The sequence below is a fragment of the Francisella philomiragia subsp. philomiragia ATCC 25015 genome (assembly GCF_000156715.1).
GTDB lineage: Bacteria > Pseudomonadota > Gammaproteobacteria > Francisellales > Francisellaceae > Francisella > Francisella philomiragia.
Genome location: NZ_DS999316.1, coordinates 364005 through 390470, shown reverse-complemented (window position 1 = coordinate 390470; position 26466 = coordinate 364005). Strand labels below are relative to the sequence as shown.

Here is a 26466-nt window from a genome sequence, read left to right as displayed (position 1 = left end):
ATAACTCATCTTTATAGAGTAAATAGAGGCTATTAGTGTTAATATAGCTATGCTAAAAAATACCGGAAATAAAAAATTCATGCAATTCTCAGATTTAGGTTTAAATCCTTTGATATGTAGCGCTTTAGAAAAAAAAGGCTATACAAAACCAACTCCAATTCAAGCCAAAGCGATTCCATTAGTTCTAAAAGGTAATGATGTCATGGCATCTGCCCAAACAGGAACAGGCAAGACAGCAGGCTTCACATTACCGATTATCCAAAGACTTCTTGATCAACCAAAAGCTCAAGCAAATCGAATCAAAACTCTAATCCTAACTCCAACAAGAGAGTTGGCAGCACAAATACAAGAACAAATTCAAATATATGCAGCGAATACTCATATTCGTTCAGCAGTGGTTTTTGGTGGTGTTAGTATCAATCCTCAAATGATGAAGTTACGCAAAGGAGTTGAGATTTTGATAGCTACTCCAGGTAGATTGCTTGATTTATATAGTCAAAATGCTCTCAAATTTGATAGCTTAAATACATTTGTTTTAGACGAAGCAGACAGAATGTTAGATATGGGTTTTATTAATGATTTAAAAAGAATCCATAAGCTTTTACCAAAAAAGTTACAAACATTAATGTTCTCAGCTACATTTTCACCAGAAATAACAAGTCTTGCAAATGAGTTTCTTGATAATCCTCAATCAGTATCAGCTGATGTTGTAAATACAACAGTCAAAAAGATTACTCAGAAAATTTATACACTAGATAAATCAACTAAGATTAATGCTTTGATTTCACTAATAAAAGATCAAGATCTACATCAGGTTTTGGTTTTTTCACGTACAAAGCATGGTGCTAATAAGATATCAGAGAAACTAAATAATGCTGGTATAACAAGTAGTGCAATACATGGTAATAAAAGCCAAACAGCTAGAACAAAGGCATTAGCAGATTTCAAATCCAAAGATATAAATGTCTTAGTTGCAACTGATATCGCAGCACGAGGAATTGATATCGCGCAACTGCCATGTGTGATCAATCTTGATCTACCAAATGTAGCTGAAGATTATGTCCATAGAATAGGTAGAACTGGTAGAGCAGGGCAAGATGGTCTAGCTATTTCTTTAGTAAGCGCAGATGAAGTTGAATCACTATCAAATATAGAACATTTAATTGGGCATTTATTACCACGAGAAGAGTTAGAAGGTTTTGAGGCTACTCATAATGTGCCTATTACAAGTATGTCGCGCAAAACTAAGGCTAAAAAAATTGATGAAGTTAAAATAATAGCTACAAAGAGAGCAAATAAAAATAATAAAAACACTAGTCAAAAGAAAAGCTCAAATCATAATAAAGATTTTGCAAAAAAAATAAAACAAAAAATTCATCAGAATAAAAGTGTCAGAAAGCCAAAGGCTCAAGATTAATTATTTTGTAGGTAATACCGAAGTCTCTTCATGCATTCCATGAGTGTTCTCAGATACGAAATGTACTCTCGTACTTTCAATGATAGAATTTAACCATCCGCGAGCAATCCACATAATAGCTGCGATTACTGTTACAAATATTCCTATAGTTAAAAATACATGTCCATAGACTGCTAGACCTTCTACTTTTGTAAATACAATACCCTCTGCAGGAGCAGTCAAGGCACCTACATAACCACCAATAGGACCAGCGACCATTGTTGTTAGAGCCCACATTCCAAGGGCAAATCCACTCATCTTACGAGGGAATAGCTCAGCAACCATAGATAATCCCAACGCTGAGATTAAAAGCTCTCCAGTAGATTGGAAGAAATAACTAGCAACTAACCACCATCCGGATACAATGCCATCAGTAGCTGTAAACTGTGGAAAGTATAGTACTAAAAATGCCATAGCACATAGTGTCATACCAAAACAGAATTTTGTTACATGCGTACCAGGTATTTTCTTATATATTACAGATAATAAAGGTGACATTAATACAATCACTAATGGATTAAGTACCTGCCATTGTTCACCATGAACAGTCATACCTAAGAAGTGAGGGTTAACATTATTAACGGCAAAGAAATTAAGTGAAGTAGGCATCTGTTGGTATAGTACGAAGAAGATAATTCCTTGAACAATCAATATTAGAGCTACTAACATTCTTTTTCTTTCATGCTCAGACTGTTTGAACATTTGCATAAAGAAGTATATTAGTGCTAGTATCGCGATTACAACAACTATACTAGTACATAAAGTAGTATCTTCTAGAATATTACCTGTAATAAATATAGCTATACAAGCTCCTATAATGACTACAAAGACTTTCATCCAAGACATCTTTTGCTTACCAGCTTCTGTAGCAATTCTTTGAATTTTTGGATAGAAAACAGTATAACTAATCAAACCAAGAAACATCCCAAACGCTGAACATAAAAAAGCATGTAGATAGCCATATTTTGCTGCTAATACTGGTGTTATAAGCATAGATACAAATGAACCAATATTAACCGCCATATAGTATAAAGTCATAGCACCATCTAGAGCTGGATCGCCTTTTTCAAATAATTTTGAAATCAAAGAAGTAGGATTAGCTTTAAATAACCCGCCCCCAATAGCAACACCTGCTAATGAGTACATTACGATAGTTTTTTCTGTACTGTTTAATAAATCAGCTATAGCTGTACTAAAACTTAGAGATAGGTAAGATAAAAATAAAATTCCTGCACCAATAAATATCGTACGCTTAGCACCCAAATAGTTATCACCAATCCATCCACCAATTAATGGACCACCATATAATAATGCTGAAAAAGAACCGAAGATCAACATTGCTTCAGATTCACTGAAGCCTAACTTCTTAGCAAAGTATATAGCTAATATTGCCTGAAGACCATAATAACCAAATCTTTCCCATAACTCTAATGTCCATAGAACCCAAAAAGGGGTAAGATTACTTTTTTTCGAATGACTCACATCATTTATAGTCACAATTATTCTCCTATTTTGAACAATATAAATAACCTTTGAAAAAGGTCAAAAATTCATCATAGAATATTTAAGCTGTAAAAACAATAATAAATAATAGGAAGGATTATATTTTTATTCAATATGACTTAATATAGGTTTAATATATTACCTGATAACAACAGCAGTGCCATAGCAAAAGACCTCTGTACCACTAGTAGTTCCACCTAAACTACTTGAGTCATATCGAATAGCTACTATAGCATTAGCACCTAACTCTTGAGCTTGATTTATCATCTCTTGCTCAGCATGTAATCTAGCTTCTTTACAGACATTAGTATAAGAGGTATTTTTTCCTCCTATTATATTTTTTAGTCCACCCAATATCCCTTGAGTTATAGTTGGAGTTCGCACAATTATCCCTGTAACTAAACCCTTATATTCTATGATTTCTCTTTTACCAAGAGTATCAGCTGTAGTCAATATCATAAGATTTCCTTACATAGTTACAAGCTCTTCTGAGCTAGTAGGGTGGATAGCTATAGTATCATCAAAATCACGCTTTGTAGCGCCCATATTGATAGCTACTGCAAATCCTTGTAGCATCTCATCAACATTTATACCAATCATATGACATCCAACAACTCTTTCATTATCACCTGTTACAACTAGCTTCATAACGGTTGGCATTCTATGACCCGAGATAGCACAATATAGAGCTGTAAAGCGAGATTTGTATATCTTTACATTATCATCACCATATTTATCTCTAGCTTCTTTTTCAGTTAATCCTACAGTACCAATAGCAGGGTGTGAGAAGATCACAGTTGGGATATATTCTAGATTAGCTTTTAGATTAGTTTCACCATTAAATAATCTACGAGCTAGATATCTACCTGTTTTGATAGCTACAGGTGTAAGTTGTGGCACGCCTGAAGCATCACCTAAAGAGTACACCCCTTTAACATTTGTTTCAGACCATTCATTAGCAGGAATTATACCTTTATCAGTAATTTCTATATCGGTGTTTTCTATACCTAAATTATGAGTATTTGGCGCGCGACCAGTTGCCCATATTAGAGTATCAACATTTTCTAAAACCTTACCTGTATCAGTAGTAATTTTTAGAGTACTACCAGCTTTTTCAACCTTAATGATATTTGTATGATTCATGATATTTAGGTTTGTCATTTGCATACATTCAACCAGAGCATCACTAATACAATTATCAAACTCCATCAATGGCTTATCTCTACGCACCATAACAGTTGTATCTGTACCGTGAGCATTTAGCACTCCAGCGATCTCAACACCAATATAGCCACCACCAACGATTACAGCTTTTTTTGGAGTTTCTTCTAATTCAAAAAACTCATCAGATGTGATACCAAGTCCAGAACCTTCGATATTTTTTGGCACAATAGGGTAAGCACCTGGAGAAATAAAGATATGATCTGCTGTTAGCTCTGTACCATCATCAAGTACGATAGTTTTGTTATCTTTAAACTTACCCCAATTATTAAAATGGGTAATGTTCCATTTATCTAATAGCCTGTCATAGAAACCATGAATATTACCTATGTAAGTAGCTCTTTTTTCTTTAAGCTTTGCCCAGTTAAATCCTTTAACTTCAACGTCAAAACCATAGCCTGCGACATCGTGTTTCAAAGCTTCTGCTAGATTAGCACCATACCACATAGCTTTTTTAGGTACACAACCTCTATTTACACATGTACCACCGAGTTCATGTTTTTCGATAATTGCAACTTTTTTACCAAACTTAGCAGCTTGTACAGCAGAAGCTATACCACCAGAACCACCACCTAAACTTATTACATCAAAATGATTATTACTCATTTTATTTCCTTACTATTTATTTTATGAATACAATTTTACTTATTTAGTTTGTAAATATGTAGAGTTTTAGTTACTTGTCCATTTTCATCTACTTCACCAAAACCGATTGCTTTAATCTTAAAGCTAATTGGTTTTAATTTAGTATCTTTGATAATTTCATTAAAATCTTTGTCAAAGCTATCTCTTTCTTGATCTGTTTGTAAATTAGCAGCTAATATACTTATATGAGGATTAAATTCTGCAAAAGCATTAGGTGAACCATATTTTTCAAAAGATGCTAATTTACTCGGATAGAATTTAACCCAACTTGGGGCAGGATAGTCTTTATCTCTGTACTTTGCTAAGTTACTTATTACAGAGTTTGATAATTGCTGTAATGATTGAGAATTTTTGATATCAAGCATTACAAAGCCACTTTTACCAGCACTAAACCCAGTAGTTTCTATATAAAATGGTTCTGTGTTCTTAGCAAGATTAGCTAATTGACTGTTAATATCTTTAATATATTTGCTTTGAAAACTTGTTAAATACAATGTCAAATGTACTGGATGATTTTTGATAAACGGAGTAGTCTTGTATTTTTCTAGTACATTTGTTTTATCTAAAGAATCATCAAATTCTTTAACATATTTATCAGCTGTAGTATCTGGGATTAGATAAACATTATACTGTTTGAAACTCTCTGCGAAGCTATCTAATGTGATAAATAGAAATGTAAATAAAATAAATAACTTATAAAATAATTTATGTTTCATTAATATTCCTCGAGTTGATTTATAAGTATATTAAACGATTCTATAATATCAGTTTCTGCGGTATCAATTCTAATAATGTCTTCTTTCCATGATTGATAGTTTCTATTTACAACATCTTGCCAAGTAGGGTACTTATTTGGGTTTGATTTATATCTGGTTTCTATTCTATTTTGATGAGCTTGTATATCACTACAGATGATTTCTATATTTATAACTTTTGTATTATTTATCTGCGATAATGAATCCCATAATTCTCGAGATTCTAAAACGGGATTACAACAGTCTATAATTACACTTTTACCAAGCTCAAGGTTTTCCTTAGCTTGATAATAAACTATTTCATAGCCTTGTTTAGTTAGCTCTTGCGAATATGCTTTTTTGAGATAGTACTCAACAGTATCTACTCTAAAGTAGGCTGCATTAGTCAGTGCCTGAGCTAACTGCTTAGCTAAAGTTGTTTTGCCTACTCCTGACAGGCCTGAGAATATGTAAGCTTTTGGCATGATTTTAACTTTTAGTATATCTACATTTTGGAAAATTATTACACCCTAGAAAAGTCTGCCCTTGTTTTTCTCCTTTTTTAACAGTTCTCTCTACTAGTAAGCCTAAGCATTTTGGACAAATTTCTTCTGATTTATACTTTTCTTTAAGATTTTTAACATGTTTATAATTATTTACTATATTATTTTTTTGTTTCTGATTTTGTAATATATTTGAGTATTCTTCTAATTTAGAATAACTAAGCCTATCAAGATTTTGCTGCTTTAAATAATTTCTTAATCGAAAGATTTTAAATACATTTTCTGGCATCTTTGTTTTAAAAGTCGCACTACCAACAAAAACTACAATATTATGAATAAGGGTTTCATCTTCTAGATCTAGCATAGTACTAATAGTTCTAACATGCTTATAGTTTTGATGAATTGGATTTTGAAACTTTGATTTATGTTTATATATTTGCTGTGTCCAGTTATGACTTTTAGAATCTCCAAATATCCATCCTTTCATATTTTTAGTTTCAATTACAAATATACCTGATGGAAGAAGCAATATATGATCTACTTGGGTAGTATCTTTATCAGTAGGCAATAGTAAGTTATTTAACAATATGCCTTTTTTATCTTTGACAATATTTTTTACTGATAACGCTAAGATCTTTTCACCAATCCATCCTTTAAAAAAAGGAGTTCTTATAAATAAAATAAATAGTGCAATGGCCCACAAATACCAATACTCTAGAAGTGCCGAAAATATTGGCAATAAAATTGCTGATATATTCATATCTTAAACCTCATAATCATAACTAATAGTTAGTGGCGCATGATCTGAGAACCAATTTTCTTTGTAAACATAATCAGACTCTGGTACAACTTTATCTTTTAGAGTAGGTGTTGAAATATGATAATCAATTCTCCAACCAACATTGTTTGCACGCGCTTGACCACGGTTTGACCACCAAGTATATTGTAACGGCTCATGATTAATCACTCGGAAAGTATCAACCCAACCTAAATCATCAAAAATATGATCTAACCAAGCTTGCTCTTCTGGTAATACCCCAGATGTCTTACCATAATTTGATTTCCAGTTTTTGATATCTACCTCTTTATGCACGATATTAAAATCTCCGCAAACTATAAAATCTCTACCAGATTCAGTTTGTTCTTTTAGTATTTCTTTGTATTTTTCAAGAAACTGCATTTTATACTCTTGGCGAACATCTCCACTAGAACCACTTGGCAGATATAAACTTGCAATACTAAAGTTTTCATAGTCAAATTGAATATATCTGCCTTCATCATCTGCCCAATCTAAGCCAAGCTCTTTGATTACCTTTAGAGGCTTCTTCTTAGCGTAAATAGCTGTACCACTGTAGCCTTTTTTAACAGCATCTTTAAAATCATAGTAATAACCATCTGGGAAATGCTGTTCATCTTTTTCTAATTGATGAAATTGTGCTTTTGTTTCTTGGATGCATAAGAAGTCTACATCCTGCGTTGCAAACCATTCCCAAAATCCTTTACGAGCAGCTGCTCGTATACCATTAGCATTGAATGTCATTACTTTTATCATCAGATTATTACTAAGTTTTAAGATTTATTGAGACATTTTAGCATTTTAGAACTAGTGGTGTAATAGTAAATACTTATTGAGTCAATAAATGTTTTTGATAGTAAATATTCTTATAGTACAAGTTTTATATTGATATAATTACGTAATCATAAAAAATTGAATTAGTATTATGTCTAACTATATTTCCAAACAAAAAATCAAAGTAAGTCAATCATCAACAGGTGAAGATATTCATGTAGAGAAAATAACTATCAAAGGTTCTGATTCATCAGCACCAAGTGTATATATGCAAGCAAGTATGCACGCTTCAGAATTACAGGGAAATGCTGTAATGGTTGAGCTTCTTGAGTATTTTAAAAAGCATCAGCCAAAAGGTGATGTCTATCTAATCCCTCAATGTAATCCTATCGGTAAAGATGTATTTATAGGAGCAGGGCACCAAGGTAGATTTGACTCAGCAACAGGAGATAACTTTAATAGATACTATTTCTACCCATCTATCGATTATTCTGCATTTGTCAAAGAACATATCAACTCAACTACAGCAGAGTATAAGCACGCTTTTGAAAATCTTTTACAGCAAGAGTTAGATAAAGAGTTATCTAATGAATGGGAGCTATCTAGAGCAAAAAGATTAAATCTTCTAGTCCAAAGAGAAGCTCAAAAAGCGGATTATGTCCTTGATTTACATACTGATACAGATGCTACTACATATTTATATACTGCAGAGTTTGCAAAAGAAATCGCAGAAAGTTTTGGCTATAAAGATATGTTAATCATTAATAATGATAAAGCAGGCGGCTCTCTTGATGAAGCTATATTTTGTCCATGGTGGCACCTATCTCAAGAGTTTAGAAAACAGGGTAGAGATGAAAAAGTACTAAAAGAGGGTTACACACTTGAATTAGGCTCTGAAGAGTATATAAATTTCACAAATGCTAAAATGCAAACTCAAGGAATTCTTAATTACCTGAAGCACAAAGATATTATTGATTCACCTTTTGATACTGATTTATTAAATATGGACATTAGACACCATGTCTATGGGCCTAACTACAAACACCTAAAAGCAATTGAAGGTGGATTATATGAGTGGTTTATTAAACCAGGTGATATTTTCAAAGCTGGAGATGTAATTGGTCAATATATCCAAACATCTACTATGCAAAAGAAAGACTTGGTTCTGCCTTATGGTGGTGTTGTAATCAGTATTCATAATACCGGTGCAGTCTGTCAAGGAAGCCAATTGATTAACTTGGCTATTATCTAACTATTACCGGCAAAACATATGAAAAAAATATTATTAATTAATGGAAAAAAGGAATTTGGGCATTCAAAAGGTGCTTTGAATCAATATCTAAATGATATCGCTGAGAATCATCTTAAAAGCTTTGGCCATGATGTCAAAGTTACAGTTGTTGACGATGGTTATGATATAGATGAGGAAATTCAAAAGTGGCTTTGGGCTGATACAGTCATTTATCAAATGCCAGGTTGGTGGATGGGTCCACCTTGGATTGTTAAAAAATATATCGATGAAGTATTCACCACAGGTCATGGTGTTATGTATGCTAGTGATGGTCGATCTAGACATGATGCTAGCAAAAAATATGGTTCTGGTGGTTTACTTCAGGGTAAAACATATATGCTCTCATTAACATGGAATGCTCCATTAGAGGCTTTTGTGGAGAAAGACCAGCTTTTTGAAGGTGTTGGAGTTGATGGGGTATATCTACACTTTCATAAAGCTCATGAATTCATAGGCATGAAAGGATTACCAACATTTATTGCAAACGATGTTATTAAAGATCCTAAAATTGAGGAGTATACTGAGAATTATAAAAACCATCTAGATAAAGTTTTTAACAAATAGGAAAACGTCATGAAAAAAGTATTAATGGTTACAACTAGTCATAGCAAAATGGGTGATTTAAATGAAAAAACTGGATTATGGCTATCAGAGCTTACTCACCCATATTACAGTATTCTTGATGAAAATATCATAATTGATATTGTGTCAATTGCTGGTGGAGAAATCCCTATTGATCCTAATAGTGTTGCTGAAAAAGATCTTTTAAATGATAGGTTTTTAGCCGATGATAATTTGAAAAATATTATGAAAAATAGCACTAGTCTCAGAGATGTAAATATCAAAGAATATGATGCAATAGTATTTGCTGGTGGACATGGGACAATGTGGGATTTCCCAAATGATTCTAATGTACAGAATAAGATTTTAGATGTTTATTCTAGAAATGGAGTAATTGGCGCAATATGTCATGGTGTAGCAGCTCTGATAAATGTTAAAGATAATGACGGGCAAAATATTATTAGAGATAAAGAAGTAACCGGCTTTAGTAATAATGAAGAAAAAATTGTCGGTTTAACTGATGTTATGCCTTTTTCTCTAGAAGATAGTTTAGTCAAAGTTGGTGCTAAATATAGTAGTGCTTTGGAATGGCAATCTTGTGTAAAAAATGATGCTAAAATTATTACTGCTCAAAATCCCCAATCAGCTACAGACTTTGGTAAACAGATAAAACATACATTAATTAATAACTAATAACTTTCCTTTTTATTTATTACTCTGCAAGAATCATTACTGGTGCTGGGAATACCGCATTATTTGAAAAACTATTCATTTGATGTAATGGACTTCCTAAAACAATGTTCGCTAGGCTTAATACTATTGATGCTATAATTATTTTTTTCATTTTATACCTTATTTGGAATTCTTATATATTTTCTGTGAGTATTATGACAAATAAATAATATGAAGTTAAATATATTGATTTTATGAAGTGTATAATATTTTCTTATGACAATGGTTGACTGCTATTTACAATAAATGGCTATACTACGTGGCGTATATATTCCAAAAGTAGCCCATGCTATGACTAAATCTGAAGTTGTTTGCTCAGAATCAACTTTATAAATATTGTTACTACCATTACATATTTTACTGGCATTTATATCTGTTGAGGGTCCCATACCTAACAAAAAGGTATCTTTTTTATAATAAGTAGGCTTTTGTAATACTTGTTTAGGTTTTTCAAAATTTACAGTTTGTGTTGCACAACTTCCTAAGAATAAGCAAATAAGTATAAATACTATATTTTTCATAAACTTACACACAATAAACATAAGTATGTCGAGGTGTTACAATACCTAAAGTTATCAAAGATATTAATCCATCCCAAATAAATGGTTTTGTAAAAGTAACTTTTGCAACTTTCTCTTGATGCCCATCACAAATGTCAGCAGGAGTTACCTCTGATGTTTGTCCCAATCCACCTAGTATATAGATATTAGGAACTTTACCAATAATTGGTTGCTTATCTGGAGGAATATTTTTAAAAGTAACACTTTGATCCGCACAATTAGAAAGTAATAATATACTGAATCCTATTAAAAATATCTTAATATATTTTAGAATAAAGTATCTCATTTATATTAATAAAAATATTTATAGTAATGAAAATTGAGACTCTTCTTTAGCTTCTACTTTTTCTTGAGAATTACGTCTAGCTTTAACTGCATCGGCTAACATTTCAAGCATTTTGATTGTTTCATCAAAATCAACACACTTATCTGTTACACTTTGTCCGTAAGTTAGAGGCTTATTATTAATATCTTGATTTCCAGCTACAAGGTTACTTTCAATCATTATTCCAAATACATCATTACTAGTTTTGATTTGCTCACAAATATCTTCTAATACTGCGATTTGCTTAGTATGATCTTTTTTGCTGTTACCATGACTACAGTCAATCATAACTTTAGTATCAATTTCAGATTTTTTAAGCTTTTCGATACAGTCATCAACATGTTCTTTGCTAAAGTTAGGTCCTGAAGCGCCACCACGAAGAATTATGTGACCGTTTTGGTTGCCTTTAGTTGCAAAAATTGCTGTAGAGCCAGATTTTGTAGTACTTAAGAAATGATGAGGATAAGTAGCTGACTTAATAGCATCGACAGCTACTTGGATATCTCCATTTGTAGCATTCTTGAAGCCAATAGAAGCAGAAAGGCCTGAAGCAAGTTCTCTATGAACTTGGCTCTCAACAGTTCTAGCACCAATAGCTCCCCAAGTAATAAGTTCTGCGAAATATTGAGGAGTGATTACATCTAAAAACTCTGTTCCACAAGGTAATCCCATACTAGTAATATCAGATAGTAGGGTACGAGCCATACGAAGCCCCTTATTGATATTATAAGAATTATCAAGATCCGGATCATTTATAAGTCCTTTCCAGCCTATAGTTGTACGAGGTTTTTCAAAGTATACTCGCATAATTATAAGAATTTCTTTTTGGAACTTTTTGACTTGTTCTTTTAGCTTCTTAGCATATTCTATAGCAGCTTCTGTATCATGAATTGAGCAAGGACCAACAATAACAGCGACTCTATCATCTTTACCATGAATAATTTCAGCTATTTCTTTTCGCGATTTCCTAACTGTTTCAAAAGAAGTCTTTAAAAGAGGTATATCTTGAATTAGAACTTCAGCTGGAATCAATACTTTTTCCTTTTTAATATTTATATTAGAAACTTTATCAAAGTTTTTATCACCTATCATTAGAGATTTCCTTATATTTTATATTCTTACTTTCTTTTACCAAAAAGACCCGGCATATTACCCATACCTTGCATAGCTGACAACCGTTTCATCATGTTAGCCATACCTCCTTTTTTACCAACTACACTTTTCATCATTTTTTTCATTTGTGTATGTTGCTGTAGAAGTTTGTTAAGGTCCTGTATTGTAGTTCCTGATCCCTTTATAATTCTTTGCTTTCTGCTATGTTTGATTAACTCTGGCTTCTTTCGCTCAAGCGGAGTCATTGAGTCTATCATGGCTTCAATTTTTTTAAACATATCATCACCAACATTACCCGGTAAATTTGCAGGCATATTTGGTAATTTAGACATAATTGAGCCAACACCACCCATATTCTTCATTTGTTGTATCTGACTTTTAAAATCTTCTAAGTCAAAGCTTTTGCCACTTTTAAGCTTTTGGGTAAGTTTTTCAGCAGATTTTTTCTCTGTTTTTTGTTCAATGCTTTCGATTAAACTAAGCACATCACCCATTCCTAGTATTTTAGAGGCTACTCTATCAGGATGGAATGGCTCTAATGCATCTGTTTTTTCTCCAGTACCTAAGAATTTAATAGGTTTACCTGTAATCTCTCTAATCGAAAGAGCAGCTCCACCTCTAGCATCACCATCAGTTTTTGTAAGAATCACACCTGTTAACTCTAAAGCATCATTAAATGCTTTAGCAGTAATAGCGGCATCTTGACCTGTCATACTATCTACAGTGAAGAATGTTTCTATTGGATTTGCAATTTTATGGATTTGTTTGATTTCATCCATCATATTACTATCAATATGCAATCTACCAGCGGTATCTATTATCAGAACATCTATTAATTTTGTTTTAGCAGCTCTAATAGCTTCTGTAACAATATAGTCAGGCTTTTGAGATGTGTCAGATTCAAAAAACTCTATGTTCAAACTATTTGCAAGAGTTCTTAACTGATCAATAGCAGCAGGGCGATAGACATCGGCACTGACTACCATTACCTTTTTCTTATGCTGCTCTTTTAAATACTTAGCAAGTTTAGCTGTAGAAGTTGTTTTACCAGCACCTTGCAAACCAGCCATGAGTATAATAGCTGGAGGTTGTGTTTTTAAGTTGATAGGTACAGCTTCTTCACCTAATGCTCTTTCTATTTCTTTTTTTACAAATGAAATAAATGTTTGATCTGGTGTAAGACTTTTTTTGACTTCTTCACCTATAGCTTTTTGCTTTATATTTTCTATAAATTTTTTGACTACTGGTAATGCAACATCGGCCTCTAGTAGAGATACTCTAATGTCACGTAAAGCTGACTGTATATTTTCTTCTGTTAAAGACGTTTGTCCCTTTATCTTCTTAAAAGAAGATTGTAATTTATCTGATAAACTAGTAAACATATTTCAATAAGTTTTCAGCCCTTATGAGCACAATTATCACAATAGACAAAATATTAACATTTTTAGAATAAATATACTATCTAACAGACTATACTAACGGCTATTATTAGGAATAATAGTAAGCATATTAGCATGTAAGTGAAGTTTTTTGCTTTTATAAAAAAGATAAATTCTAAAAGAATCCTTAACACAGGCGTTATTATTATTAAAAAAATTCCAAGATTAACAATGTTTTTTGCAACATATGGACTTACCAAAATAGCATCTACAGCACCTAAGCATATTATAAAAACAGCCAATGATAAGTTTAGCTTTATAACACGATATATGACATTATCTTTGATCATATTAATCCTTTAATTATCATTTGTAACGCTGAGATAAATAAAACTATAAAAAATGTAAGTCTTAAAACTCTTGTTGAAATATGAGGCATAATTTTAGAGCCTATAGTAGCCCCTAATAAAGTACCTAAAGCAACAGGAGCAGTTATCGAGCTATCTATATATCCTGCGAAATAATATGTTGAAGTCGCTGCAAATGCTGTAATACCCATAATGAAATTACTAGTAGATGCACTTACCTTAAAAGGTATCTTCATAACCTTATCCATCGCTATTACTTTAAAAATACCAGCACCAATACCAAGTAAACCTCCAATAAACCCAGCTCCAGACATAAATATAAAACCAAGAATAGGATGTCTGACATTATATTGCTGTTTTAATTTATTTACAGTGATTGAATCATTAAGCTGAAGTTTTTCAGCAATAACTGATATTTTGGTAGACTCTTGAATAGTGCTATTTTGTTTCTTTTTTACAAAACTTAAAACAGCAACTACAAATAATATTCCACCAAATATAAGAAATAATGCTTGCGATTTTAGTGTTAAAGCTAGTTTAGCTCCAAATATAGCCCCAATAGCAGTAGCTAATGCTAAAAACATTCCTAATTTTTCTTTAGTCAATCCATGAGATTTTAAAGAAACAAGAGAAGTTGCTGTTGATGTACAGATTATTGCTACTAGTGATGCTCCAATAGCATAGTGAAGAGGTACATTTAATATCGTTGATAGTAAAGGAGTTATTACCAGTGCTCCTCCAATACCTATAATAGCTCCTATGCCACCACCTAAAATGGCTACTAGAAAGATTATTAATTCAAAGAAAAAAACTTTTTCCACTATGGAATACTTAAAATATTGGGATTTTGATAATGAATTATAACCTTTTCATAAGTATTTTTTCAAAAGATTTGAGTTTTTAAATAATTCCTTTTAAAATAGATGCTGTTTTATGTAATTATTAAAAACTAATTTAACCGGAGATGAGGCCAATATGGCAAAAGAAGATTGTATAGAAATGGAAGGTGTTGTTTTAGAAGCTCTTCCAAACACAATGTTTAGAGTAGAACTTGAGAATGGGCATGTTGTAACAGCGCATATCTCAGGTAAAATGAGAAAGAATTATATTCGTATATTAACTGGTGATAAGGTAGTAGTTGAAATAACTCCTTATGACTTAACTAAAGGTCGTATCAAATTCCGTAGCAAATAATTTTTCCATTATCTTTACTTAATCCATTCATAAGAGATAAATCTCATAATATTAGAATATTTTTTTAGATTAGTTATAAAATTATATTTTCTAACACGAGAAGAATTGGAGTTATAATAGTCATCGTTAAGCCAATAGTTATAGCTAATGGAACTATTTTATTACCATAATTATTTCTAAGTATGGGTAAGCAGAAATCCATAGCAGTATTTGCGGCATATCCGACCATCTCTACAGAAAAATATCGTTTGAGTAATGGTACCATCGCGATCACTAATATTTCTCGTAAAAAATCAACCATAAATGTTATCATTCCATAATATTCACCAATGAAGTCAGTGTTTAAGACAACTGATAAAGAGTACCAGCCTAAGCCTGAGCTGATCATAACACTTTGCTTGACTGGTATATTAATCATATAGCTGATCAAAATAGCTGAAATTATCGATGTTGCAATAACTATAACAACCACGGACATAGCTAATTTATTTTTAAAGAGACTTATTAGTGATATATTTTCAAATCTTAATAAACCACCAATAATTAGCATAAGAAGTAATAACATCACAAATACAATGTCATTTATAAATGAAGTAATATTTATATTAATAATTTCGCCTAATATATAACCTATTATTAGATATATTAAGTACTTACTTGCTTTAAGAATTGTAATAAATAGATTTTCTTTAGTTTCACTTATGTTATCAGATTTAAACTGAGCTTTTATATTAGGATCTTTTTTACAAAAAATAAAAATCCCCAATATATTAGCAACTGTAATAATTGTAATATATATCAAACTTATACCTATAACCTCTAGAACTATGGTATTTGTATTAGTAAATATACTAAAGTTATAGCCTAGTAAAAAAATTATAGAAATTACAATAAAATCTAATGATAAATTTATAAGTTTTATAATTTTTAATGATTGTGAGAAATTAAAAATATAATAGCCAATAATTAGGAATATAAAGAGAATTAGTGATTCAAGCATTAGATATTTTTAAGTTTGATCCTTCTATAAATCATGAATAATACTACAGGAACGATTGATAATACAAAACATATTGATAACATTTGAATAAATTCAAAAGGATTTTCATATAAATTATCAGGCGGAATAAAGCCAACTATTACACAAGAGATTGTTCCTACGATACCTAAGATACAAACAAAAACCATACCAAATTTACCACCAGGTATATTAAAATCTTCATTGTTACGAGTGGATTCCTTATTTGTAAGTTTTAGCTTGAGTGCTGCAAAGAACATCATCAAATACATCAAAGAGTAAATTTGAGTACTTAAAGCAGTAAGAAGCCAATAGTAAGCTTGAACTGATGGCACAAGCTCTAATAAAAGACATATAATAGTCATAATGATTGCTTGTAATATAAGAATCCCGCTGGGTACATCATGTTTATTTGTTTTATCTAAAGCATCAGGCAAAAAATGATCATCTGCAGCTTGTAACAAACCTCGAGCAGGTGAAATCATCCAATTGATCATCGATCCTATAGAACCTATGAAGATCATCAATCCTAGAACATAATAGAAAAACATAGGTATACCTAAGCTTTCTAGATAAACTTTAAAAGTCTTAATTGTTCCATGTACAACATCTATTTCAGATTGAGGGAATATGATCGCTACTGCTAAAGCACCTAATACCATCGTAAATACTATAAAAATCACTGAAATTAATAGTGCTAATGGAAATGTTTTTTTAGGGTTTGCTACATTTCTTATGTGAACTGTTGCTAATTCAAGCCCTAAGAAAGATGCGATTATCGCTGTCAGACCCATCCAAGACTCGGTAGATGTGAAACTAGGGATTAAATTTCCTAATTCAAAATGAATGTTTATAGTATAGCTATTGAGTAACCATATTAATGCAAAAATAACCATAAGCAGCATTGGAACAACCATGCCAAAAAATGTGCAAGCACTTGCAAAAATCGCAGAGACACGTAAACCTTTGAGGTTTAGAATAGTTAAAGACCAAAAAACTACTGTAATAAAAATAATAGTGAATTTAATATTTTGAGCAAAATCTGGATTAAATAGATATGCAATAGTTCCTGCAATAAATGTCAGTATACTTGGGAACCATATTAATGTATTAATCCATTGAAACCAGATTGCTAGCATAGCTATGTTAGGTCCAAAAGCTTTTTTAACCCAACCATATACACCTTCTTCACCTTTTGCTGTATATGTTGCAGTCATTTCTGCAGATACTAAGGCTACAGGAGCTAGAAATAACAAAACCGCAACAGCAAAAAAGAAAAATATATAGGTGCCTGATGTGGCAGTAGAGGGGAGATTTCTTATATTATCAATTGCTCCAGTCATCAATAATATAAGTAAAATTAAGCCAATTTTTTCTTTTCCTGTTGAGTTTGATACCATGAGTTATACTTATGAGTAAATTTTATGATAGATTTATCATAACCTAATTTCTCGTATTTTAGCAATCATTTATGCAATGTATAAAGGCATTACTTGAAAAAGTTTTTCGAGTGTCTGCAGAGCACTTTTGTTATCAACTTTGATTATAATTCTATCTCCATCACTGACAATAGAATTATCAGTAAAGAATCTAGGAATATTATCATCCTTCATGATAGCTAAAATTTGTAAACCATTTGGCAATTTCAGATCAGATATTTTTTTACCGATTACTGTAGACATATTCTCTTGACCATGAACTTTTAACTCAACAAACATTTCTTCACTATCTTCAACCTCATACATTTTAAGCATATCAACTTGGGTTAAAAATGCTTTGATTGTTGTGTATGAAAAATTATGTGGAGAAATTGATATATCAATAAGCTTAAGATCTCTAGTAATATCGTAATATTCTGAACTATTTACTGTTGCTACAGTTTTTCGGGCACCAAGTTTTTTAGCTAAAATAGATGACATTATGTTGATCTCATCTGAATTAGTTAACGCGAAAAACATATCAGCTTCGTCAATACCTTCAGCAACTAATAGATTATTATTTACTGGATTATAGTGCAGAATTGTAGACTTTGATAACTCATTTAGAGCAAATTCACATTTTTCAGCATTTGGATCAATCATCTTTATAATATAACCTTTATTTTCTAATGATTTTGCAAGAGTAATACTCGCGTAATTAATCCCAGCAATAAAAATTTTTCTAATATTTGCTTTTTTAGGCTGAAATATTGATAGAATTTGGGATGAATATGCTTTTTCTGATAAGTACATAACTCTATCACCAGGTTCAACTAAAATATCAGTATCATTAATATCTAGCTTATTCCCACCCCTATGAACTGAAATTATATCAACTTTAATATCTCCTAAACCAAGATATATGTCTTTGACAGATAAACCAATAAGTGATGAATCTTGTGAAACCTCAACTCCAACTAATTGCACACGTTTATCAAAGAATGTCGATATGAAATAAGCTCCAGATAGAAAAATCAATTGCTCTAATCTTTTTGTAGTTTCAAAAAAAGATTTTATAACTAAGTCTATATTATTGAGTAATTTTGGAAATCTATTATATTCTGTATCACGAATTCGCGCTATTTTATATGGTGTTTTATATAGCTTGTAAGCCATATCACATACTGCTATATTGGTAGTATCATTAGATGTTACAGCAATAATCATATCAGTATCTTTAAAATTAGCTTCCATCATTATATTAGGTTTTGTTACATCTCCAATGATTGTTTGGACATCAAAAGCAGATGAAATGAATCCTAATTTTTCTTCATCTAAATCTATTATAGAAACTTGATGATCTAGACTTAATCGTTGAGTCAAATAAACTCCTAATTGTCCTGCACCTAAAATAGCTATTCTCATGATTAATTGTTATAATAACACTTGTAGTGGTTAACTATTTACAAATACTATTCTAAGGTTATAAAATAATCAAATTTTTAATTTACATTGAGCATCATAAATATTATTATATCTACCATATGATACTAAATTAGTATAGATTAGAGTTAATTATGCTTAAAATAAGTAAATTACTCGACTACGGTTTACTTGTGGTTGTAACAATTGCTGAAAATAACTTAAATCCCTATAGTGCTGCAAAAATTGCTGAAACTACTGGGCTAAATATTCCTACAGTTAGAAAACTGTTAAATCAGCTTTCAATATCAAATATTGTAGTATCTAAGCGCGGTATAGAGGGTGGCTACACATTAGTTGATGATCCACAAAATATTACTGTTCTGGATGTCGTTAAAGCTGTAGAGAAAGATGTGAATCTTACAGAATGTTGTGATTTACATAAAAAATGTAGCTTGGGAAGCTGTATGGTAAGTAATTATTGGAGAGTTTTAAATAGTCAATTGCTAGATCTACTTTCAAAAACATCAATCTATGATATTGTCAACAATAAGGGCAGAAGTTAAAGTATGAGCGAAAATTTAGATAAAATCATTGAGCAAGATTATGAACATGGTTTTGTAACTGAAATAGAAGCTGAGACTATCGATGCGGGTCTTAATGAAGATGTAATCCGCTTGATATCTGCAAGAAAAAAAGAGCCTGAATTTCTATTGGAATGGCGTTTAAAAGCATATAAAAAATGGTTGGAGATGAAGTCACCTGAGTGGGCTGATTTAAGTTATCCTGCTATTGATTTTCAAGCAATAAGTTATTATTCTTCGCCAAAATCATTAAAAGATCATCCTAAAAGTTTAGATGAAGTTGATCCTGAGATTATAGAGACATATAACAAGCTTGGTATTCCTCTGCATGAGCAAGAAATGTTAGCTGGAGTTAAGAATATAGCTGTTGATGCGGTATTTGACTCAGTTTCAGTTGTAACAACTTTCAAAGAAAAACTAGCTGAAGCGGGAGTTATTTTTTGTCCCATATCAGAGGCAGTACAGAAGTATCCAGAACTAGTTCAAAAGTATTTAGGCTCTGTAGTTCCACAGGGTGACAACTTTTATGCAGCACTTAACTCTGCTGTATTCAGTGATGGTTCATTTGTATATATTCCTAAAGGTGTTACTTGTCCAATGGAATTATCAACGTATTTTAGAATAAATGCGATGAATACTGGACAATTTGAAAGAACATTGATTGTCGCAGATGAAGGAAGTTATGTTAGTTATTTAGAAGGATGTACAGCACCAATGCGTGATGAAAATCAGCTTCATGCAGCAGTGGTTGAGCTGGTTGCTTTAGATGGAGCTGAGATTAAGTACTCTACAGTGCAAAACTGGTATCCAGGAGATAAAGAAGGTAAGGGCGGTATATACAACTTTGTTACTAAAAGAGGAGTTTGTCACAAAAATGCAAAAATCTCTTGGACACAAGTTGAGACAGGATCTGCAATTACATGGAAATATCCTTCAGTAGTATTACGTGGAGATAACTCAATTGGTGAATTCTATTCTGTAGCTTTAACTCGTCATGCTCAACAAGCTGATACTGGTACAAAAATGATTCATCTTGGTAAAAATACTAAGAGTACGATTATCTCAAAAGGTATTTCTGCAGGTAAAGCTTCTCAAGCCTATAGAGGGCTTGTGAGAATATCACCTAATGCCTCTAATGCTAGAAACTTTTCTCAATGCGACTCATTACTAATAGGGCATAATTGTGGTGCACATACATACCCGTATATAGAAAATAAGAGTAATTCATCTCAAATCGAACATGAAGCTACAACTTCAAAGATCTCTGATGATCAGCTTTTCTATTGTAAGCAAAGAGGTCTTTCAGAAGAGGATGCAATTGCTATGATTGTTAATGGTTTTTGTAAAGAAGTATTTAAAAAGTTACCACTTGAGTTTGCAGTTGAAGCTCAAAAACTAATGGAAGTTAGTTTAGAAGGTGCTGTTGGTTAAACTTTAGAATTATATAAGTTAAAAGGTTAATAAAATGTTATTAGAAATTAAAGATTTACATGTAAGCGTTGGCGAACAAAAGAAACAGATTCTAAAAGGCTTAAATCTAAAAGTTAACAAAGGTGAAGTCCATGCAATTATGGGACCTAATGGAGCTGGTAAAAGTACACTAAGTAATGTTCTAGCTGGTAAAGATGGCTATGAGATTACTCAAGGGTCGATAACATTTAACGGTAAAGATTTAGATGATCTATCTATATCTGAAAGAGCTGCAGCAGGTATCTTTTTAAGCTTACAGTATCCTATTGAGATTCCTGGTGTTAGTAATGTTCAATTTTTAAAGACAGCTGTAAATAGCATTAGAAAGCAAAATGGCGAAGAAGAAATCAATGCTATAGATTTCATGAAAAAGCTAAAAGCAAACATGCAAGTCTTAAAGATAGATCAAAAATATATGTCGCGTGGAGTTAATGAAGGCTTCTCAGGTGGAGAGAAAAAACGTAATGAAATGCTTCAATTAATGATGCTTGAGCCAAAACTTGCTATATTAGATGAGACTGATTCTGGATTAGATATTGATGCTCTTCAGGTAGTATCTCAAGGCGCGAATACTATGAGATCTCCAGAGAGAAGCTTCTTAGTTATTACACACTACCAAAGACTTTTAGATCATATACAGCCTGATTTTGTCCATGTTTTAGCTGATGGTAAAATTGTCAAAACAGGTGGTAAAGAGCTAGCTCTTGAGCTAGAAGAAAAAGGTTATTCTTGGTTAAATAGCTAAAGGTTGATTAAAAATGTTAATAGATAATAAATCGCTACCAACTACTAAACAAGAAAGCTGGAAATATACAAACTTAGCTACTATTTATAGTAAAAGTGGTATATCTGAAATGCTTAAAGATTCTCCTAAGTCTAAGGATTATTTAGAAGGCTTTAAATTTGATACTGAAGAAAATGTTGTAATAATTCTAGATGGTGTTTTGGCTATTGATTATAACAAAAAGTTAAACCATATTAGCGCTCTAGAGCTACATAGAGATGATAGAACTATGTCTAGATTAGCTATCGAAAATTCTAAGCACTTTGCAATAAATATACCTAAAGATACTAAAGACTCTCTTAGCCTTATATTTATAAATACAGATATGGCTAAAAATAAGCTAACTAATATCTCATTGAAGTTAGATGTCGATATGTTTGCAAATCTAGATTTGGATATTGACTTTGTAAGTCTTACTGAAAATTCTGCTATCAATTTGTTTTTGGATGTGAATGTCGCAGAATCTGCTAAGGTAAACTTTACAAATAATGCAGATAACCCAAATAACACCCAGTTAATTACTACTGCTAATTATTTGATTAATTTAGATCGTGCAGCGGAGTTTAATGGATTTAGTTTGCTGAATAAGGATGGACTACTTAGAAATGATTTCGTAGTAAATCTAAATAAGCCACATTCAAGATTTGATATCAGAGGATTATATTTAGTAGCTGATAATGCTATTGCTAATGCATGTTTTTTAGTTAATCATAATGCATCTCATACATATAGTAATGTAAATTTCCGTGGTGTAGCTAATGGTAGCTCTAAAGCATGGTTTAATGCAAAAGCAGTAGTTAACAAAGGTATAGAGCAAATACAAGCTTTTCAGAACAATAAAAATATTCAGTTAAGCAATAAAGCTGAGATTAATACAAAACCAGAATTAGAAATCTTCTCTGATGATGTAGTGTGCACTCATGGTGCAACAATAGGGGAGCTTGATAAAGATGCTCTTTTCTATTTACAGTCAAGAGGACTGACTTTAGAAAGCGCTCAGCATCTACTTCTAGAGAGCTTTGTCAAATCTCAACTAACATCTGATGATTTCCCATTTGAAAATGAAATTAAAGAGCAAATTTTAGAATCATTAGATGATATTCTTCATGATATAATATAATTGTTAGTAACAATTGCTGAAATTGCGCCTGCTTAATATTTTAATATCTGCTAAACTGAATTTGTAGAAATATTTCTTAGAGGATGTATATATGAAGAGATTAATCCCATTTTGTTTAATAGGGCTTGTTGGTACAGTATCTTTTGCAGTAGCAGATTCGGATAATTGTGTCGAGTACAATACTATCAAGTATACAACTCAAGCTGAAACCACTATAAAAAGTGATAGTATACTTGTCGAAGTAACTGGCTATGCAACAACTACTTTAGATAAGCAAAATAGTATAGAAAATCAAATTACAGATAGTATAAACAACATTGTAAAATCCGACTGGAAAGTCAAAAATATTGAGCAAAATACTAGTAATAGTGGTGCTATCAATATTACGATACAACTTCAATCTAGAATATCTCAAGGTGATTTAAATAAATTACAACAAGCAATTGAAAATCAAGACAGATCTTCTGGAAAGAGATTAGTTGTAAAAGTATTAGATTACAATCCTCCTGCTAAAGAAGTAGAAGCTGCAAAACAGCAGCTTATGATACAACTTTTTAAGGATACAAAAGACTACCTTACTAGTTTTAATAAACAAACTAATAGCAACTATACTATTCAGTCAGTACAATATATTGATATAGATGGCTATAAGCCTAGAAATACGGTTATGTTAATGAAATCAGCAGCTTATAATGAAAGTGATGCAAGTAGCTATAGTCCAGTATCTGTATCTCAAGATATTAATATAAGAGCAAATGTAACATTTATGGAGAAATAAATATGGCATTAAGTAAAGTAATAAAAACAGATGAAGCTAATTTTGATAAACTAATAAATAGTTCTACGAAACCTATATTAGTAGATTTTTATGCTGACTGGTGTGGTCCTTGTAAGACTTTATCGCCGATACTTGATCAGCTATCAAAAGATTATGCAGGAGCTGTGATTGTCAAAGTTAACGTCGATGATAATCAAAGTCTAGCAGCTAAATTTGGCATAAGAAGTATACCAACTATGATAATTTTCAAAGCAGGTCAGCCTGTAGAAACGCTTACTGGTGTCCATACAGGTAGCCAATTAGAGCAGAAGCTAAAGGCTTATGAATAATAATTCTAATTTAGATCTTTGTGAATGGTATTTTACAACTAAATTTGAAGTTCCTATATTACCTAGCAGGTATCCTAACCAATTTGCGATTATTACAGCATACAATCCATTTAATCAGCTTCTTGAAGATCAAGAAAATTTAGCTAGAAACCAAATATTAAGAAATCAACTAGAAAAGTCATATAGTTGGGTCTATGAAATTAATGGTTTTGATAAGTCATCTAAGCACAAAGAAAATGGTTTTATGTTTGATGCTAAATCGCTTGATGATGCTTGTAATTTAGGTGAGAAATTTTCGCAGGATGCGATCTATTATGTAATTAATGGTACTTTATATGTTTCAAAATGTGAAAAATCAAAAAGAAAGCTCACGAAAGTAGGGGACTTTCAAAGCAGAATTTATTCATTTTTATAAAATAGCTTATAACATAATGAAAATAAAATAATTAAACTAATCCCTGAATAAATAACCATGCGTTGATCAGGATCCCAAAACATTCCTAATATTACACAAAAATTAAACAATATGCTCAAATATGGGATTAGTGGAAAAGCCCATGCTTTGAATTTAAGATTTTTAGTTTGTTCTGAAGAAAGAGATTTTCTAAAGTAGATATGACATAAACTAATAATTATCCAAATCATACATCCAACCATACCTGAAGATGAAACTACGAGTATAAATATTTTCTCAGCACCAACAAATTTTGTAATCAAACAAAGACAAGAAAGTATAGCTACAAATATGACGCCATATATCGGAACTTGTTTTTTGCTAAGTTTTGTAAATATTTTTGGTGCTTGTTTATCTGAAGCCATAGACCACATAAGCCTTGCACAAGTATAAAAACATGAGTTTACAGCTGATAAACTTGCTGTAAGAATCACAAGTTGCATAATGGTATCAACATACTTAATATTGACTAGTTGCAACACTGTAATAAAAGGAGTATTAGCTACGCTAGAGTCTTTATATGGAATAATATAGGCTATTATGAATGATGATAATACAAAAAAGAGTAATATTCTAATAGCTACACTTTTTATTGCTTTACGAATATTTCTTTCGGGATTACTTGTCTCTCCGGCAGCAATACCAACTAGTTCGGCTCCTTGGAATGTGCATACTATAATAACTAGACCAAATAAAAATGCTTTGTATCCATTTGGAAATAAACCATCTGCATAGAAATTTACTAAGCCTGAAATTTGCCTATTAGTATTTAAATATCCTGTTATAATTCCAATACCAATTAGTATGAATACTATAATAGTTATGATTTTTATTGCAGATAACCAAAACTCAATTTCTGCGAAGACTTTTACGGCACATAAATTTAATAAACTTATGATAAATATAGTAACTATACAAAACTGCCAAACGCTAATAGCAGGGTAAAAGTTATGACATATAATTCCAGCAGCAACAAGACCTCCAGCAGCTGCTGTAAGCCAATTTATTAGGTATAACCAGCCAGTCAAAAAGCCCGAGTATGGCGAAATAAATCTGGTAGCATAATTTTGAAAGGATCCACTTACCGGCATCTCTATAGCCATTTCTGCTAGACTTACCATTACTAGCATCATAATTATCCCACCAATTAAAAACCCTAATACAGTACCAAATGCACCAACTGAGTTTAGAATACTACCTATACCAAGAAAAAAGCTTGCTGAGATAGTACCTCCTAGAGATATCATGACTATATGGCGTGATAATATATCTCTTTTTAAATTATTTTTGTCTTTCATATTAAATTTTCAGAAATATTTCAACTATATGAATTATTCCATAATCTAAGTCTTTAACAAAATATTTAAATATCAAAATAATAAGAAATATTAATTAGCAAAATTAACTGTAGGATTTACTGATACTTAATTATTATATAAAATAATCATCATGTTTAATTTATACATTTAGTCCAAAATGATAAACTCTATATCTCCAGAAACAATGATGCTCATTATACAAATATGTATAGTAGCTTTAATAATTACATCTTTGATTGTTTCAGTTTTATTTATTTTATCGCAACAAAAATTTGCAAAAGCTTTAGTTACTATAAATAGTGGTGAACAAATACATCCAGCATGGTTATGGACTCAACTAATACCAATATGGTCATATATAGCATTAGTGGTAACAGCTGTAAAGTTAGATGAGCAAACTAAATTATATAATCAAACGCACGAAAAAAAATTAAAATTTAAAGCTTCACTTGTATATTGGTATGTGGGATTGACTTTATTAAATGTAATTCCTGTAATCAATATAATAGTAGGCATAGCAACAATTATTATATTTATAATAATTTGGGCAAATATAACTAAATCATGTAAGGTTATTACTGCGAAATAATAAAATATATAAATGCGCATAATATA

At 31.5% G+C, this 26466-nt stretch carries 31 protein-coding genes; 13 read left to right on the top strand and 18 right to left on the bottom strand.

What is annotated here, in order from left to right:
* Positions 1-79 precede the first annotated feature (79 nt).
* Positions 80-1417 (top strand): DEAD/DEAH box helicase, encoded by a 1338-nt coding sequence (locus FTPG_RS07300; RefSeq protein ID WP_004287797.1) that lies wholly within the window; start codon positions 80-82, stop codon positions 1415-1417.
* On the opposite strand, the gene FTPG_RS07295 is transcribed toward FTPG_RS07300, so the two are convergent.
* The 7 genes from FTPG_RS07295 to FTPG_RS07265 form a co-directional block, all read right to left on the bottom strand.
* The gene (locus tag FTPG_RS07295; RefSeq protein WP_004287796.1) at positions 1418-2953 is read right to left on the bottom strand and encodes an oligopeptide:H+ symporter; all 1536 of its coding nucleotides are present in this window, start codon (positions 2951-2953) and stop codon (positions 1418-1420) included. It lies immediately after the preceding gene.
* A 144-nt stretch (positions 2954-3097) separates the two neighbouring features.
* Positions 3098-3418 (bottom strand): YbjQ family protein, encoded by a 321-nt coding sequence (locus FTPG_RS07290; RefSeq protein ID WP_004287795.1) that lies wholly within the window; start codon positions 3416-3418, stop codon positions 3098-3100.
* Between the two features lie 9 nt (positions 3419-3427).
* Positions 3428-4786, bottom strand: a complete 1359-nt coding sequence (gene gorA, locus FTPG_RS07285) for a glutathione-disulfide reductase (RefSeq protein WP_004287794.1) — start codon at positions 4784-4786, stop codon at positions 3428-3430.
* Between the two features lie 35 nt (positions 4787-4821).
* Complete coding sequence (locus FTPG_RS07280; RefSeq protein WP_004287793.1) at positions 4822-5541, bottom strand: 2'-5' RNA ligase family protein; 720 nt, start codon at positions 5539-5541, stop codon at positions 4822-4824.
* Positions 5541-6044, bottom strand: a complete 504-nt coding sequence (locus FTPG_RS07275) for a P-loop nucleotide/nucleoside kinase family protein (RefSeq protein WP_004287792.1) — start codon at positions 6042-6044, stop codon at positions 5541-5543. The genes FTPG_RS07280 and FTPG_RS07275 overlap by 1 nt, the downstream gene beginning before the upstream one ends.
* A gap of 4 nt (positions 6045-6048) precedes the next feature.
* Entirely contained in the window at positions 6049-6822 is a 774-nt protein-coding gene (locus FTPG_RS07270) for an NERD domain-containing protein (RefSeq protein ID WP_004287791.1), read from the bottom strand.
* Positions 6823-6825: 3 nt separating this feature from the next.
* Positions 6826-7614: an exodeoxyribonuclease III gene (locus FTPG_RS07265; protein WP_004287790.1), complete on the bottom strand. Its 789-nt coding sequence runs from the start codon at positions 7612-7614 to the stop codon at positions 6826-6828.
* A gap of 169 nt (positions 7615-7783) precedes the next feature.
* On the opposite strand from FTPG_RS07265, the gene FTPG_RS07260 reads away from it, so the two are divergent.
* From FTPG_RS07260 to FTPG_RS07250, 3 genes are read left to right on the top strand one after another with little or no spacing between them, the layout of a single operon-like run.
* A complete protein-coding gene (locus FTPG_RS07260) occupies positions 7784-8884 on the top strand; it encodes a M14 family zinc carboxypeptidase (protein WP_035722576.1) in 1101 nt (366 codons plus the stop codon).
* Positions 8885-8902: 18 nt separating this feature from the next.
* On the top strand, positions 8903-9487 hold the full coding sequence (locus tag FTPG_RS07255) for an NAD(P)H-dependent oxidoreductase (protein ID WP_004287788.1): 585 nt from the start codon (positions 8903-8905) through the stop codon (positions 9485-9487).
* A gap of 24 nt (positions 9488-9511) precedes the next feature.
* Positions 9512-10177: a type 1 glutamine amidotransferase domain-containing protein gene (locus FTPG_RS07250; protein ID WP_004287787.1), complete on the top strand. Its 666-nt coding sequence runs from the start codon at positions 9512-9514 to the stop codon at positions 10175-10177.
* Between the two features lie 19 nt (positions 10178-10196).
* Here FTPG_RS07250 and FTPG_RS09950 read toward each other — a convergent pair whose 3' ends face one another.
* The 7 genes from FTPG_RS09950 to FTPG_RS07220 form a co-directional block, all read right to left on the bottom strand.
* Positions 10197-10328 (bottom strand): hypothetical protein, encoded by a 132-nt coding sequence (locus tag FTPG_RS09950; protein ID WP_267906282.1) that lies wholly within the window; start codon positions 10326-10328, stop codon positions 10197-10199.
* A 121-nt stretch (positions 10329-10449) separates the two neighbouring features.
* Complete coding sequence (locus FTPG_RS07245) at positions 10450-10737, bottom strand: Bor/Iss family lipoprotein (RefSeq protein ID WP_144402369.1); 288 nt, start codon at positions 10735-10737, stop codon at positions 10450-10452.
* A gap of 4 nt (positions 10738-10741) precedes the next feature.
* Positions 10742-11062 carry a Bor/Iss family lipoprotein gene (locus FTPG_RS07240; protein ID WP_004287785.1) on the bottom strand — a complete coding sequence of 107 codons (321 nt, stop codon included), beginning with the start codon at positions 11060-11062 and terminating at the stop codon, positions 10742-10744.
* A gap of 18 nt (positions 11063-11080) precedes the next feature.
* Positions 11081-12193: a 3-deoxy-7-phosphoheptulonate synthase gene (locus tag FTPG_RS07235; RefSeq protein ID WP_004287784.1), complete on the bottom strand. Its 1113-nt coding sequence runs from the start codon at positions 12191-12193 to the stop codon at positions 11081-11083.
* Positions 12194-12219: 26 nt separating this feature from the next.
* The gene (gene ffh, locus FTPG_RS07230; RefSeq protein WP_004287783.1) at positions 12220-13596 is read right to left on the bottom strand and encodes a signal recognition particle protein; all 1377 of its coding nucleotides are present in this window, start codon (positions 13594-13596) and stop codon (positions 12220-12222) included.
* Positions 13597-13676: 80 nt separating this feature from the next.
* Positions 13677-13943: a DUF1634 domain-containing protein gene (locus FTPG_RS07225; RefSeq protein ID WP_004287782.1), complete on the bottom strand. Its 267-nt coding sequence runs from the start codon at positions 13941-13943 to the stop codon at positions 13677-13679.
* Positions 13940-14782, bottom strand: a complete 843-nt coding sequence (locus FTPG_RS07220) for a sulfite exporter TauE/SafE family protein (RefSeq protein WP_004287781.1) — start codon at positions 14780-14782, stop codon at positions 13940-13942. The genes FTPG_RS07225 and FTPG_RS07220 overlap by 4 nt, the downstream gene beginning before the upstream one ends.
* A gap of 154 nt (positions 14783-14936) precedes the next feature.
* On the opposite strand from FTPG_RS07220, the gene infA reads away from it, so the two are divergent.
* Positions 14937-15155 carry a translation initiation factor IF-1 gene (infA, locus tag FTPG_RS07215; protein WP_004287780.1) on the top strand — a complete coding sequence of 73 codons (219 nt, stop codon included), beginning with the start codon at positions 14937-14939 and terminating at the stop codon, positions 15153-15155.
* 73 nt (positions 15156-15228) lie between these two features.
* Here infA and FTPG_RS07210 read toward each other — a convergent pair whose 3' ends face one another.
* The 3 genes from FTPG_RS07210 to trkA form a co-directional block, all read right to left on the bottom strand.
* Entirely contained in the window at positions 15229-15957 is a 729-nt protein-coding gene (locus tag FTPG_RS07210; RefSeq protein WP_234367132.1) for a LysO family transporter, read from the bottom strand.
* Between the two features lie 197 nt (positions 15958-16154).
* Positions 16155-17573, bottom strand: a complete 1419-nt coding sequence (locus tag FTPG_RS07205; RefSeq protein WP_004287778.1) for an APC family permease — start codon at positions 17571-17573, stop codon at positions 16155-16157.
* Between the two features lie 69 nt (positions 17574-17642).
* The gene (gene trkA, locus FTPG_RS07200) at positions 17643-19016 is read right to left on the bottom strand and encodes a Trk system potassium transporter TrkA (RefSeq protein WP_004287777.1); all 1374 of its coding nucleotides are present in this window, start codon (positions 19014-19016) and stop codon (positions 17643-17645) included.
* A gap of 152 nt (positions 19017-19168) precedes the next feature.
* Between trkA and FTPG_RS07195 the strand changes: the two genes are divergently transcribed.
* From FTPG_RS07195 to FTPG_RS07165, 7 genes are all read left to right on the top strand, one after another.
* Positions 19169-19579 carry an SUF system Fe-S cluster assembly regulator gene (locus FTPG_RS07195; RefSeq protein ID WP_004287776.1) on the top strand — a complete coding sequence of 137 codons (411 nt, stop codon included), beginning with the start codon at positions 19169-19171 and terminating at the stop codon, positions 19577-19579.
* Positions 19580-19582: 3 nt separating this feature from the next.
* Positions 19583-21028: a Fe-S cluster assembly protein SufB gene (gene sufB / locus FTPG_RS07190; RefSeq protein ID WP_004287775.1), complete on the top strand. Its 1446-nt coding sequence runs from the start codon at positions 19583-19585 to the stop codon at positions 21026-21028.
* A gap of 34 nt (positions 21029-21062) precedes the next feature.
* The gene (gene sufC, locus FTPG_RS07185) at positions 21063-21812 is read left to right on the top strand and encodes a Fe-S cluster assembly ATPase SufC (RefSeq protein WP_004287774.1); all 750 of its coding nucleotides are present in this window, start codon (positions 21063-21065) and stop codon (positions 21810-21812) included.
* 13 nt (positions 21813-21825) lie between these two features.
* Complete coding sequence (gene sufD, locus FTPG_RS07180) at positions 21826-22971, top strand: Fe-S cluster assembly protein SufD (RefSeq protein WP_004287773.1); 1146 nt, start codon at positions 21826-21828, stop codon at positions 22969-22971.
* 91 nt (positions 22972-23062) lie between these two features.
* Entirely contained in the window at positions 23063-23749 is a 687-nt protein-coding gene (locus FTPG_RS07175) for a hypothetical protein (RefSeq protein WP_004287772.1), read from the top strand.
* A gap of 2 nt (positions 23750-23751) precedes the next feature.
* Entirely contained in the window at positions 23752-24078 is a 327-nt protein-coding gene (gene trxA / locus FTPG_RS07170; protein ID WP_004287771.1) for a thioredoxin, read from the top strand.
* Positions 24071-24493 carry a DUF3293 domain-containing protein gene (locus tag FTPG_RS07165; RefSeq protein ID WP_004287770.1) on the top strand — a complete coding sequence of 141 codons (423 nt, stop codon included), beginning with the start codon at positions 24071-24073 and terminating at the stop codon, positions 24491-24493. The genes trxA and FTPG_RS07165 overlap by 8 nt, the downstream gene beginning before the upstream one ends.
* Here FTPG_RS07165 and FTPG_RS07160 read toward each other — a convergent pair.
* The gene (locus FTPG_RS07160; protein WP_004287769.1) at positions 24478-25830 is read right to left on the bottom strand and encodes an amino acid permease; all 1353 of its coding nucleotides are present in this window, start codon (positions 25828-25830) and stop codon (positions 24478-24480) included. The genes FTPG_RS07165 and FTPG_RS07160 overlap by 16 nt on opposite strands.
* 178 nt (positions 25831-26008) lie before the next feature.
* Between FTPG_RS07160 and FTPG_RS07155 the strand changes: the two genes are divergently transcribed.
* Positions 26009-26440, top strand: coding sequence for a hypothetical protein (locus tag FTPG_RS07155; RefSeq protein ID WP_004287768.1), 432 nt, complete (start codon positions 26009-26011; stop codon positions 26438-26440).
* The last annotated feature ends 26 nt before the right edge of the window (positions 26441-26466 follow it).

Excerpts from the sequence above, each read along its gene's own strand:
- FTPG_RS07260 (WP_035722576.1), top strand. The coding sequence starts at position 7,784 with ATGTCTAACTATATTTCCAAACAAAAAATCAAAGTAAGTCAATCATCA.
- FTPG_RS07275 (WP_004287792.1), bottom strand. The coding sequence starts at position 6,044 with ATGCCAAAAGCTTACATATTCTCAGGCCTGTCAGGAGTAGGCAAAACA.
- FTPG_RS07290 (WP_004287795.1), bottom strand. The coding sequence starts at position 3,418 with ATGATATTGACTACAGCTGATACTCTTGGTAAAAGAGAAATCATAGAA.
- FTPG_RS07175 (WP_004287772.1), top strand. The coding sequence starts at position 23,063 with ATGAAGAGATTAATCCCATTTTGTTTAATAGGGCTTGTTGGTACAGTA.
- FTPG_RS07255 (WP_004287788.1), top strand. The coding sequence starts at position 8,903 with ATGAAAAAAATATTATTAATTAATGGAAAAAAGGAATTTGGGCATTCA.
- FTPG_RS07195 (WP_004287776.1), top strand. The coding sequence starts at position 19,169 with ATGCTTAAAATAAGTAAATTACTCGACTACGGTTTACTTGTGGTTGTA.
- trxA (WP_004287771.1), top strand. The coding sequence starts at position 23,752 with ATGGCATTAAGTAAAGTAATAAAAACAGATGAAGCTAATTTTGATAAA.
- ffh (WP_004287783.1), bottom strand. The coding sequence starts at position 13,596 with ATGTTTACTAGTTTATCAGATAAATTACAATCTTCTTTTAAGAAGATA.
- FTPG_RS07270 (WP_004287791.1), bottom strand. The coding sequence starts at position 6,822 with ATGAATATATCAGCAATTTTATTGCCAATATTTTCGGCACTTCTAGAG.
- FTPG_RS07235 (WP_004287784.1), bottom strand. The coding sequence starts at position 12,193 with ATGATAGGTGATAAAAACTTTGATAAAGTTTCTAATATAAATATTAAA.
- infA (WP_004287780.1), top strand. The coding sequence starts at position 14,937 with ATGGCAAAAGAAGATTGTATAGAAATGGAAGGTGTTGTTTTAGAAGCT.
- FTPG_RS07280 (WP_004287793.1), bottom strand. The coding sequence starts at position 5,541 with ATGAAACATAAATTATTTTATAAGTTATTTATTTTATTTACATTTCTA.
- FTPG_RS07165 (WP_004287770.1), top strand. The coding sequence starts at position 24,071 with ATGAATAATAATTCTAATTTAGATCTTTGTGAATGGTATTTTACAACT.
- gorA (WP_004287794.1), bottom strand. The coding sequence starts at position 4,786 with ATGAGTAATAATCATTTTGATGTAATAAGTTTAGGTGGTGGTTCTGGT.
- FTPG_RS07300 (WP_004287797.1), top strand. The coding sequence starts at position 80 with ATGCAATTCTCAGATTTAGGTTTAAATCCTTTGATATGTAGCGCTTTA.
- FTPG_RS07160 (WP_004287769.1), bottom strand. The coding sequence starts at position 25,830 with ATGAAAGACAAAAATAATTTAAAAAGAGATATATTATCACGCCATATA.
- FTPG_RS07205 (WP_004287778.1), bottom strand. The coding sequence starts at position 17,573 with ATGGTATCAAACTCAACAGGAAAAGAAAAAATTGGCTTAATTTTACTT.
- FTPG_RS07245 (WP_144402369.1), bottom strand. The coding sequence starts at position 10,737 with ATGAAAAATATAGTATTTATACTTATTTGCTTATTCTTAGGAAGTTGT.
- FTPG_RS07265 (WP_004287790.1), bottom strand. The coding sequence starts at position 7,614 with ATGATAAAAGTAATGACATTCAATGCTAATGGTATACGAGCAGCTGCT.
- sufC (WP_004287774.1), top strand. The coding sequence starts at position 21,063 with ATGTTATTAGAAATTAAAGATTTACATGTAAGCGTTGGCGAACAAAAG.
- FTPG_RS07155 (WP_004287768.1), top strand. The coding sequence starts at position 26,009 with ATGATAAACTCTATATCTCCAGAAACAATGATGCTCATTATACAAATA.
- FTPG_RS07225 (WP_004287782.1), bottom strand. The coding sequence starts at position 13,943 with ATGATCAAAGATAATGTCATATATCGTGTTATAAAGCTAAACTTATCA.
- trkA (WP_004287777.1), bottom strand. The coding sequence starts at position 19,016 with ATGAGAATAGCTATTTTAGGTGCAGGACAATTAGGAGTTTATTTGACT.
- FTPG_RS09950 (WP_267906282.1), bottom strand. The coding sequence starts at position 10,328 with ATGAAAAAAATAATTATAGCATCAATAGTATTAAGCCTAGCGAACATT.
- FTPG_RS07240 (WP_004287785.1), bottom strand. The coding sequence starts at position 11,062 with ATGAGATACTTTATTCTAAAATATATTAAGATATTTTTAATAGGATTC.
- sufD (WP_004287773.1), top strand. The coding sequence starts at position 21,826 with ATGTTAATAGATAATAAATCGCTACCAACTACTAAACAAGAAAGCTGG.
- FTPG_RS07250 (WP_004287787.1), top strand. The coding sequence starts at position 9,512 with ATGGTTACAACTAGTCATAGCAAAATGGGTGATTTAAATGAAAAAACT.
- sufB (WP_004287775.1), top strand. The coding sequence starts at position 19,583 with ATGAGCGAAAATTTAGATAAAATCATTGAGCAAGATTATGAACATGGT.